Below are 11,167 nucleotides of genomic sequence, written 5' to 3' on the forward strand. Positions count from 1 at the left end.
CGATTCCCGAAACAACGAAAACCATTTTTACGGCTGAAGAGATTGCCCTGCTTTGGGAAAACCAGCATCTTGAATGGGCTGATTCCGTTCTGTTCCTCTTATACACAGGATTCCGCATCTCTGAAATGCTTGACCTGCAAATTGCCAATATCGATCTCAAAGAACAAATCATGACAGGAGGTACAAAAACAAAGGCCGGTAAAAATAGAGTCGTACCTATCCATTCCAAGATTCGAGCGATCGTCGAAAAAAGATACCATTCATCAAAAAACGGATACTTATTTGAAAACAACGGCTCCAAATTATACGTGCAGCTCTATCATCCACTCTGGCGCTCTCTGATGAAAAAGCTTCAGATGAAGCACACCCCTCATGAATGTCGCCATACCTTCCGTTCTCGCCTTGACTCTGCCGGCGCAAACAAAGTCTGTATTGACAAAATAATGGGGCACAAATCATCAGATGTTGGCGAGCGCGTATATACGCATAAAGATATTAAAGAATTGAAAATGAACATTGAATTAGTAACAAGTTAGTAACAATTAGAAGGAAAAACCTTGTATTTACAGGGTTCTTCCTTCTAATTTTTTTGTTTTACAACACTTTGCATAACATTCGCAAGGAGGGAAAAAACTATCTTTAAAAAAGGAGGGCAATTTATGAAAAAATTTATGGTTTCACTCCTGTCTTTTACGATCGTCATCCCTTTTTTCAGCGCAGGCTGCAGTCTTATTGAACCTATAAACGACTTTCAGCAAGGTCCTGTCGGTATGATAGAAGAATCGAGCCCCGATACTGCTTCATGGACAGCCGATGCACCAGCCAAACTGTATGATATCGAAGGCCTTGCGGGCGGGATATTTGAAGGCATCTTATCGCGCAACTGGCTTATGGCAAACGAAAATCTGTCTAAACTCTTAACAGCATGGACAGAAGCAAAGTCCACCCTCCAAGATTCGCAAAATAATATTGAAACCGAAACGATTCTAAACCATCTCATTACAGCAATACAATCACATAATGCTGATGCGTCACAACAAGACCTAAATGACTTCATGTACAAAATATCCGACATCAGCAAAAATTATAAACTATCTCCACTCTCCGATATTATTGCTATCAACAACGCAGGACGCGATCTCAGATATGCTGTTGAAAATAAAAATTGGGTAACAGCCGCAACAAAAATAAAAGAACTGCAAAATACGTGGGGACGTGCCAAATCAAATTTGGAACAGTTCGGCATCCTCGGTGAGATCACACATACCCATAGCAGTATTGAGCAAATGAAAAACTCTGTAGATGCAGAAAATAAAACGACCTTTCTAGAGAAATTCAAAAGCTTTAACGAAAGTATGGCAAAGATTCGCTCAGCACTTGCCAACAAATAAAAATAATGCCTTTTGACGACTGTCAAAAGGCATTATTTTTTCTACATTAGCGACAAACGAACGTTTTGCAATTTGTCTCGGAAGAACAGTTACACGAATTACTCGAGCTGCTTGCATCTACCGCAACCTCGATCGAAGGAGCCGAGCACATATCACCTTTGCTATGATAACGGCAAGTAGTAACACCACATTTCACATCTTTTGCCATTTGATCACCTCCCGATCATAGTATGACCAAAAATCGAAAAGATAATCAGGCAGAAAAAGGATTCTTAATTGTTATTTATCCCCTCTATCTTCCCCTTCTCTATCAACTGTACCAGCTTCTTCTCGTCCATCTTATTATAGACTTCGCCGTTCCATCTGATATTCGGCCCTTTTCCGCAATGTTTCATACACCCGCCTATCTTATAGGCAAACCTTCCATTTGTACTGATACCGCCCGATTCCACCTTATATTTTTCCATGATAAATCGCATCAATTTTGCCGAATTATTTTTTGCGCAATTCGGTCCACCACATACTTCAAGAAAATTCGGCGCACTATCCAGGCGAAGGCTCGGATACCGTTTAATGATTGCCATTAAGAAGGTTTCTTTTATTTTCAGCTTTTTTGCGATCTCTCTTATCATATAACTCGGAAGCACACCATCATTTTCTTCTTGTACTTCGCGCAAGAGTGCGATCAGCGCATCTTGACTTTGCGGCGCACCATCGTTTCGATAATATTCGATTGCTTCATTTAAATCCCATTTTTTCATATTTATTTTCCTTTTCTTTTCAAATAGTTTATATTACATTCATTTTGCACCTTTATTATCCTATCATATTATTCCTACAGATACTATTCTTTTTATACAACAGAAAAGAGACAGCTTTCGCTGCCCCTTCTCTGTTTTCACACAATAATTAAGTTGCGATTAGTCTGCTACTTTTTGTTTCGATGCAATAATAGCTTCTGCTACTTTATGCGGAACTTCTTCATAGTGGGAGAATTCCATATCAAAGCTGCCTCTGCCTTGTGTCAAGGAACGAAGTTCTACTGCATAGCGGAACATTTCACCTTGCGGTACCTGTGCTTTTACGACACCTTGTTTATTGTCCAAGCTATCCATACCGAGAATGCGACCACGTTTACCGTTGATATCGCCGATGATATCGCCCATGAACGATTCCGGCATATAAACTTCGAGATTGTAGATTGGTTCGAGGAGGATCGGGCTTGCCTGCATAACACCTTTTTTGATTGCAAGACCGGCTGCTGTTTTGAACGCCATTTCCGAGGAGTCTACGTTATGGTACGAACCGTCAAAGAGGGTTACTTTAACGTCTACCATCGGATAGCCTGCCAAGATACCACCTTTGAGCGTATCTTTAACACCTTTTTCTACTGCCGGGATATATTGACGCGGTACTGCGCCACCGAAGATGGAGTCAACGAATTCGAAGCCTTCACCTGTCGGAAGCGGTTCAATTTCGAGCCATACATGACCGAACTGACCATGACCACCGGATTGTTTTTTATGTTTACCTTCGACTTTAGCCGAACCACGGATCGTTTCACGATAAGCAACTTTCGGATTATCGAGAACAACTTCAAGACCGAATTTGCGGAGCATACGTTCTCTCATGATTTCAAGATGCATTTCGCCCATACCCGTTACAAGAAGCTGACCTGTTTCTTCGCATTTTGTTGCTTTGATCGTCGGGTCTTCGTCCATGATACGAGCAAGTGCTGTACCGATCTTGTCTTCGTCGCCTTTGTTTTTCGGTGCAATATACATCGTGAACATCGGTTTCGGATATGTCAAGCGATCATATACGATCGGATGATGTTTGTCACAGATCGTATCACCACTGTTCGTTTCCTGCAATTTTGCAATAACAACGATATCGCCCGCATGAGCTACTTTCAATACTTCCTGTTGTTTACCGCGAAGCGAAAGGAGGTTACCGATACGTTCGGATTTATCTTTCGATGCATTGTAGATCGTGCTGTCTGCTGCAAGCGAACCGGAGAGAATACGGAGGAAGCTCAAACGACCAACGAACGGGTCAGCCGTCGTTTTAAATACGATTGCCGAGAACGGATCGCCCACTTTACGCGATGCCATGTCTTCAGTAGTCGGATCGATACCAATATATTCTTTGTCTGTCGGAGACGGAATGTATTCATGGATCGCATCAAGAAGCTGTGCAACACCAATATTTTTCGTAGCCGAACCACAGAGTACCGGGAAGAGCGTTACTGCTTTTACACCGTCGATGAGACCTTGCATGATCTCTTCATCCGTCAGTTCTTCACCTTCGAGATATTTTGCCAAAAGATCATCGTTCGATTCTGCAATACCTTCTATCATCATCTGACGAGCGATTTCTGCATCTTCAGCCATATCTTCCGGAATATCGGTTTCTTCATATTTGTTGATGTCTTGGTAAACGATCGCTTTCATTTTCAGGAGATCGACTACGCCGCAGAACGAATCTTCTGTACCGATCGGCAACTGAAGCGGAACTGCGTTCGCATTGAATTTACTTTTTACTTGTTCAACAACTAAGTTAAAGTCAACATTTTCACGGTCCATTTTGTTGACGAAAATAAGGCGCGGAAGTTTTGCTTCGTCTGCATAACGCCATACACGTTCTGTTTCAACTTCAACCCCTGCCGTTGCGCACAATACGACAAGCGCACTGTCTACTGCACGAACTGCACCTTTTACTTCTGCCAAGAAATCTACGAAACCGGGCGTATCAATAAAGTTGATTTTCGTATCCAACCATTCGCACGGTGCCATCGTAGAGCCAATCGTAATTTTACGACGAATTTCTTCCGGTTCATAGTCCGTCGTTGCACTACCTTCTACAACTTTACCGAGACGTGTAACCATACCTGCACTATACAGCAAAGCCTCCGTCAAAGACGTTTTACCGGCTTTGCCGTGAGCCACAATGCCAACGTTTCTTAAATTTTCACTCGTATACTCTTTCATTTTAGTTTCCTCCCTGTTTCGCGTGATATATTATAAATCATAACGAATAATTATATTTTTCACTATTCTCTGAAAATAACATGAATTCCTGCTTTTTTCCAAAAATTTTTCATAATAAATAAAAAAGAAACCATAGGATAAGCATCCCATGGTTAATCTTTGAGTAAGAGCGTCTGAAACGGAGGACTTCCGTCAAGAATTCCGATCGCATACAACGTATAAGCACCTGCTCCGATATTCGTGCTTCTCATCGTATAAAATGGCGTTTGCGACCCGCATGGTAAAAGTTCTATCGTATATGCTCCCGTATATAATCCGATCGTTGAAGTTACGTTCCAATACGGCACACATGTGAATACCTTTTGCCCATTGAGTTTTACATCGATCGCTGTATTGTTTGGTGATAGATGCGCGAATCGGAAGATCGCCATTTGTGTTGGGATCTCCATTCTCTGGATCGATATGCTCTGAAGGCCGATCGACGGCATCACACCACCCAACGCAGCTGTATAGACACTCCCTCGATTGATGGGAAGTTGTGTCTGCAATATTGGGTTGCCCTTAGTATTTGCTTGATAGACAACAACACGATGATTAAGATTGACATTCGATGTGATAGTCGCGTAATTCGATGCCATACCATACGCAAGATTACTCGCCACAAGCGTACCATTCAAATAAACATCAACATTCGGTCCGCCCGCGATCACATTCAAGAAACGTACATAAGAAGTATTGATCCCCTGCTGTACTTGTGGGATCGGCTGAATAACAAGCGGTGGTTTCGGCGGCTGATACGGATGATAATGGACATGATACGGTGGTCTGGGAGAATTGGTATTGTGCGTATTGTATTGCGGTGGTCTGGGTGGCCGTGGCGGTCTGGGTGGCCGCGGTGGTCTGGGCGGTTGGTTCTGTCCATTCTGCTGTGGTGGACGCGGTTCTTGATTATTACTTGGTGGTCCGGGCGGCTGGTTCTGTCCATTCTGCTGCGGCGGACGCGGTTCTTGATTCTGCCCGTTCTGTGCAGGCGGTTGCGGCTTACCCTGATTAGGCGGAATCGGTGCCGTATCGGGCGTATTCTTACGAAATACTTCTTCCTTATTCATTTTCGTTCACCTCTTCACTTCACCATATGAAAGGAAGAGTAAAAAAATACTACACAAAAGAAAAACAGCACGGCTAATGCCATGCTGCTCCGTCATTTTTTACTGTTGGTTCGGATGTACGATCGTAAGAATACCATCGAGATCAGCTCTGATCGCATCTTGCGGAACTGCCAATTTCATACGATATTCTTCATCAGCAACACGTTTCGCCGTGCATTTGCCTTTCAATACATAATCCTCCGCACCCTGTAACGTTGCATATACTTTCATATGTTTGTTAAACATAACGTCGCCTCCTTGATAGTATAGTAATTTAGGATATATTTATTATTTCTCGATAATGAGAAGAATTCCTGCTAAAAATAATAAAAAAAAATAAATACTCGCAAAATTTTTTTGCGAGTATTTATTTTTTATTTTACAAACAATGCCATAATCCGTCTGAGCGGCGTTGGCAAAGACCAAATATATATCTTAAACTGTTTCATTCTTTGACCTCCTTCTTACACATCTACATCATTTTTATAATGTAGTCTATGCAAAAAAGGAGGTTTTGCGAATGAAGGCTTAGAGTTCTTCTTTACGCATCAAGAGGAAACAAAGATCGGATTGACGATTGAGTGCAATAAGCACCTGCGGTCTGACCAGCTCTGTTTTGTTAAGTCTCCAGACTGCACGTTCTGCACGGCGAATCGTTGTACGTGCCAAGTCAAGTGCCGCACCGCCGACAGTATCGCCTGCGATCAAGAATGCCGTAAGCGGAGGAAGCTCTGCTTCAATGGTGTCTATCGTCGAATCGAGAACAGCAATATGTGCTTCGTCCGTAATATATGCTGCTTCACCCGTGCTGGCAAGCTCAGCCATCATAGACATATTCATTTTTTGGAGTGCAAAGATCGTTGCTTTGACTTCTTCGTTTTTGCAATTTGCTCTTGCCATACCGAGAACAGAGTTGACTTCATCAACAAGACCGTATGCTTCTACACGCAAACAATCTTTATCAACTCTCTCACCTGTGAACAAACTTGTTTTACCTTTATCGCCTGTTTTAGTAGATACACCCATCGTATATCCCTCCTATTCTTTGTATCTTTGTGCAAGCGCGTGATAATCGAGCGCAGATTTGCGGAGCATCTCGACTTCTTCGTCCGTGATCTGACGAACGACTTTACCCGGGATACCCATGACCATCGAGCGAGGCGGAATCTTCGCACGTTCGGTTACGACCGAGCCTGCAGCAATGATCGAGTTTTCTCCTACTTCTGCGTACGAAAGAACAACAGCACCCATACCGATCAAGCAGTTGTTACCGATCGTACAACCGTGTACGATCGCACCATGACCGACGGTAACGTAATCGCCAACGATACACGGCCAGTCATGCATGATATGGAGCGTAGAATTATCTTGGATATTCGTATATTTACCGATAACGATCGGATGCTCGTCACCACGAAGAACCGTATTATACCAGATATTCGCCCCTTCTTTGATCGTGACATCGCCGATCACGCGAACACCCTGTGCAATAAATGCTGTTTCATCGATCGTCGGTTTTGTATCCATATATGGCAAAATCGTGCCTTTTTGCAATCCTTTTTCACTCATGCTTCTCGCATCTCCTTCACTTTTTCATCATTAAGTTCTGTCAGCATCGCACACAAAAGTGCAACCCCGGCTTCATAATCTTGTCTGTGAATAATACTATAATGACTGTGCAGATAGCGAGTTGCAATACTTAATACCAGAGTAGGCACCCCGCTGTGCGCCAAATGGATACGTCCGCCATCTGTGCCACCGCCTTCTGTGAACACAAGCTGATACGGAATGTCGTATTTTTTCGCCACGCTGATCGCATAGTCACGAAGTGCCGTGCTTGGTATCATACTTGCATCATAGATCGTTATACCAATACCTGCACCGAGCTTGCCCGGTGCCAGTTCAGCCGATACGCCGGGAACATCGCCCGCCACACACGTATCTACAACAAACGCAACATCGGGAGCGATCTTAGCCGCACTTGTCTGCGCACCACGCAGACCTACTTCCTCTTGTACCGTACCGACACCGTAGATACGATTGTCATGAGAAGTATTTGCCATACGACGCATCGCCTCTGCCATCATCGCACAACCAATACGATTATCCCACGCTTTTGCCATCAGATAATCAGGATTCTTCATCACAATGAATTCGCCCGCAGGCACGACCGCATCGCCAAGAGAAACGCCAAATACCTCCTCGGCTTCTTCTTTATCCTTCGCTCCGATATCAATATACATATCTTTGCGATCAACTACTTTTTTCCGTTCATCAAGCGGCAGGATATGAGGCGGTTTACTGCCGATCAGACCCGGCACCTCTCCGTTTTTCGTCAACACCGTCACACGCTGACCGAGGAGCACTTGATCCCACCAACCACCGATACAAGTAAACTTCAAATAACCTTCGGGCGTGATATGCTTCACCATGAAACCGACTTCATCCATGTGTGCGGCAATCATAACCTTAGGCCCATTCGCTTTTTCTTTTAACGTAAAAATGATACTTCCGATCCCATCGTAATCCTCTTCACAAATATCGGCAAGATTCTTCGACAACAATTTCTTAACAGCCGATTCAAATCCCGATACCCCAGGAGCCAAAGCCAATTCTTTCAACCATTCGATCGTATTCATTCATTTCCCCCATTCTTATCGTTTGACCGTATTTGCCAACTCACCGATACCTTCGATCGCGACCATTACCTTATCGCCGACCTGCATCGGGCCTACACCAGACGGTGTACCGGTCAAAATGATATCTCCCGGATAAAGTGTCATTACTGCCGTGATCTTTTCAATCAGTTCAGGTACTTTAAAAATGAGGTCATTAATATTGGAGTCTTGTTTGATCTCACCATTGAGCGTCGTTACGATGCGCGCATCATCAAGATTGACATCTGTTTCGATCCACGGGCCGAACGGCAAAAACGTATCAAACGACTTACCGCGAGTCCATTGAACATCTTTTTTCTGTATATCACGTGCCGTAACATCATTCGCACAAGTATATCCCAAAATAACTTTATCCGCATCTTTGGCCGCTACATTTTTGGCAACACTGCCGATCACGACTGCCAATTCACCTTCATAATGAAGATCCTCGGTAAGCGTCGGATAAACGATACCTTCATTCGGCGGCAATACACACGAAGACGGTTTTATAAACATCAACGGCTCATCGGGCAAATCAAACTTCAATTCCATCGCATGAGCACGATAATTAAGACCGATACAAACGGCTTTTGTCGGATAAGTCGGCGGCAAAAGAGCTACCTCCGTAAGCGGAACAAGCTGTTCCCCTGCCTCTTGCGTATCAAGCAGATCACCTTTCAAAATACGCATCGAATCCCCTTCTACAACGCCGCAATATTCTTGCTTCTTCCACCAAAAGCGTGCTAATTTCATATGAATTACCTCATTTCCGATTAAATTAATTCCATTTTTAATTATTTTGACAAATAAAAAAATTTATCCTGCTTTTGGTAAAAAAATAATCCGAAAGAATCTCTTCTCTCGGATTATAGCCATTTATCATATTTCCATGATGATCGGAAGAATCATCGGACGACGTTTTGTACGTTCGTAGAGATAACGACCAAGCGCATCACGAACATTCGACTTGATTGTCGACCATTCGCTAATACGACTCTCTTCGCATTTATCAAGAGCTTGTTTTACTTTTTCACGAGCCTCTTCCATCAAGGCCTCCGACTCGCGTACATAGACAAACCCACGCGATACGATATCAGGCCCTGCTACGATCGTACCACTTGCTTTATCCATCGTCATTACAATGATCAAAATACCATCCTGCGACAACTGACGACGATCACGCAATACAATATTGCCAACATCACCAACACCAAGACCATCTACAAGGATCTTGCCTGCCGTTACCTTGCCTGCGATCATGCCTTTTTCCTGCGTAAACTCCAACACATTACCGTTTTCCGCAATAAAAACATTCTCTTTCGGCATACCAAGATCTTGTGCGATCTGTGCATGTTTCACCAAATGGCGATACTCACCATGTACAGGAATAAAGAACTTCGGACGAATCAAATTATGCATCATCTTCAATTCCTCTTGGCTGGCATGACCCGATACATGAATACCCGAAGTGCGTTCATAAATAACATTCGCACCGAGCTTCAATAAGCAGTCGATCGTCTGAGAAACAAGCTTCTCATTTCCCGGAATCGGCGTCGCCGAAATAATGATCGTATCATCGGGAGCAATATCGACCTTACGATGATCAGACTTCGCCATACGTGTCAAAGCCGACATCGGCTCACCCTGACTGCCCGTCGTCACGATAACGACTTGCGAAGACGGATAATTGCGGATCTCATCAATATCGATCAACACACCTTCCGGCACATCGAGATATCCAAGTTCAAGCGAAATATTAACAACGTTGACCATACTGCGACCAAGCACAGCAACCTTGCGATTGTACTTGCAAGCCGACTCAATAACCTGTTGAATACGATGCACATTCGACGAGAACGTCGCAATAATGATACGCCCCTTCGCCGAGCGGAACGATGCATCGAACGCCTGACCGACCGAACGCTCACTCATCGTGAAGCCCGGACGCTCCGCATTTGTCGAATCCGCCATCAAAACAAGAACCCCTTCTTCGCCAACTTCGGCGAACTTCTGAAAATCCATGACCTTGCCATCGACAGGCGTCTGATCAAACTTAAAATCACCTGTATGTACGACCGTACCAACAGGCGTCTTGATCGCAAGACCGACAGAATCAGCAATACTATGGCTCACTCGAATAAACCCGATCTGGAAACAAGCTGCACGAATCGTATCCCCCGCCTGTACCGTAACCAAATTATTCGAAGAAACACCATTTTCACGAAGACGCCCCTCAAGAATACCAAGCGTCAACTGCGTACCATAGACAGGAACATCGGATAGCTGCTTCATCACGTACGGCAACGCACCAATATGATCCTCATGTCCATGCGTAAGGACGATCGCCTTAACCATATCTTTATTTTCTACCAAATAAGAAATATCGGGAATGACCAAATCAATCCCAAGCATATCATCATCAGGGAACATCAAGCCTGCATCAATGACAATAATATCATCGCCATAACGCACGACCGTCATATTCTTCCCGATCTCCCCCAATCCACCAAGAGGGATAATCTGTAATTTTTGTTGCGCTTTTGCCAAAAAAATTACACCTCCACTATTATATTTTTAATGAGACCGTTCTGAATTTTTGTAAAGAGAATTACCCAGCCGCTCAAATCAATTATTAATATTATATCACAACCGATAAAAAAAATACAGTAAAAAGTTCTTACAAAGCCAGAAAACACGCAGGTCCATCGGTATTTTCAACTTAGAAAAAGTGAAAACGACACAGCACCAGCCATGTCATTTTATTCGATCCTTGCAACTTTTATCTGCTTATCTCACATTACACTGCATATTATCAATACATACGGCTATCATCCTGTCGAATCCGTCCAATCCGATGCAGGCATGGAAACAGATGAAGCACGATACAGAAACAGCTATCAATGCCCGCCTCGGCAATATCGTGAAGAAACTGGAAGAAGGCATGAGTAGAGGCATACATATGTACTACTCTGATGAGATAG

The 11,167-nt window shown here is 43.6% G+C and carries 12 protein-coding genes; 2 read left to right on the forward strand and 10 right to left on the reverse strand.

Features of this window, described 5'->3' with window-relative positions; translation table 11 throughout:
• Both IJN28_06150 and IJN28_06155 read left to right on the forward strand, forming a co-directional pair.
• The coding region (locus IJN28_06150; protein MBQ6713349.1) for a site-specific integrase at nucleotides 1-536 on the forward strand (536 nt) is incomplete at its 5' end.
• Between the two features lie 123 nt (nucleotides 537-659).
• On the forward strand, nucleotides 660-1,391 hold the full coding sequence (locus IJN28_06155) for a DUF4363 family protein (GenBank protein MBQ6713350.1): 732 nt from the start codon (nucleotides 660-662) through the stop codon (nucleotides 1,389-1,391).
• A gap of 46 nt (nucleotides 1,392-1,437) precedes the next feature.
• Here IJN28_06155 and IJN28_06160 read toward each other — a convergent pair whose 3' ends face one another.
• The 10 genes from IJN28_06160 to IJN28_06205 all read right to left on the reverse strand — a co-directional run bounded on the left by IJN28_06160 (nucleotide 1,438) and on the right by IJN28_06205 (nucleotide 10,733).
• Nucleotides 1,438-1,599, reverse strand: coding sequence for a DUF1540 domain-containing protein (locus IJN28_06160; protein ID MBQ6713351.1), 162 nt, complete (start codon nucleotides 1,597-1,599; stop codon nucleotides 1,438-1,440).
• 64 nt (nucleotides 1,600-1,663) lie between these two features.
• Nucleotides 1,664-2,152 carry an NAD(P)H-dependent oxidoreductase subunit E gene (locus tag IJN28_06165; protein ID MBQ6713352.1) on the reverse strand — a complete coding sequence of 163 codons (489 nt, stop codon included), beginning with the start codon at nucleotides 2,150-2,152 and terminating at the stop codon, nucleotides 1,664-1,666.
• Between the two features lie 159 nt (nucleotides 2,153-2,311).
• Nucleotides 2,312-4,381, reverse strand: coding sequence for an elongation factor G (fusA, locus tag IJN28_06170; GenBank protein MBQ6713353.1), 2,070 nt, complete (start codon nucleotides 4,379-4,381; stop codon nucleotides 2,312-2,314).
• Nucleotides 4,382-4,533: 152 nt separating this feature from the next.
• Nucleotides 4,534-5,490 carry a DUF4397 domain-containing protein gene (locus tag IJN28_06175; GenBank protein ID MBQ6713354.1) on the reverse strand — a complete coding sequence of 319 codons (957 nt, stop codon included), beginning with the start codon at nucleotides 5,488-5,490 and terminating at the stop codon, nucleotides 4,534-4,536.
• A gap of 99 nt (nucleotides 5,491-5,589) precedes the next feature.
• Nucleotides 5,590-5,775, reverse strand: coding sequence for a hypothetical protein (locus IJN28_06180; GenBank protein ID MBQ6713355.1), 186 nt, complete (start codon nucleotides 5,773-5,775; stop codon nucleotides 5,590-5,592).
• Between the two features lie 282 nt (nucleotides 5,776-6,057).
• Nucleotides 6,058-6,555 carry a cob(I)yrinic acid a,c-diamide adenosyltransferase gene (locus IJN28_06185; protein MBQ6713356.1) on the reverse strand — a complete coding sequence of 166 codons (498 nt, stop codon included), beginning with the start codon at nucleotides 6,553-6,555 and terminating at the stop codon, nucleotides 6,058-6,060.
• 12 nt (nucleotides 6,556-6,567) lie between these two features.
• Nucleotides 6,568-7,098, reverse strand: coding sequence for a gamma carbonic anhydrase family protein (locus IJN28_06190; GenBank protein MBQ6713357.1), 531 nt, complete (start codon nucleotides 7,096-7,098; stop codon nucleotides 6,568-6,570).
• A complete protein-coding gene (locus tag IJN28_06195) occupies nucleotides 7,095-8,168 on the reverse strand; it encodes a M42 family metallopeptidase (protein MBQ6713358.1) in 1,074 nt (357 codons plus the stop codon). Before IJN28_06195 ends, IJN28_06190 begins: the two co-directional genes overlap by 4 nt.
• Nucleotides 8,169-8,183: 15 nt before the next feature.
• Nucleotides 8,184-8,939, reverse strand: coding sequence for a fumarylacetoacetate hydrolase family protein (locus IJN28_06200; protein ID MBQ6713359.1), 756 nt, complete (start codon nucleotides 8,937-8,939; stop codon nucleotides 8,184-8,186).
• Between the two features lie 126 nt (nucleotides 8,940-9,065).
• Entirely contained in the window at nucleotides 9,066-10,733 is a 1,668-nt protein-coding gene (locus IJN28_06205) for a ribonuclease J (GenBank protein ID MBQ6713360.1), read from the reverse strand.
• Nucleotides 10,734-11,167: the final 434 nt, after the last annotated feature.

The organism is Selenomonadales bacterium (assembly GCA_017442105.1).
GTDB lineage: Bacteria > Bacillota > Negativicutes > RGIG982 > RGIG982 > RGIG982.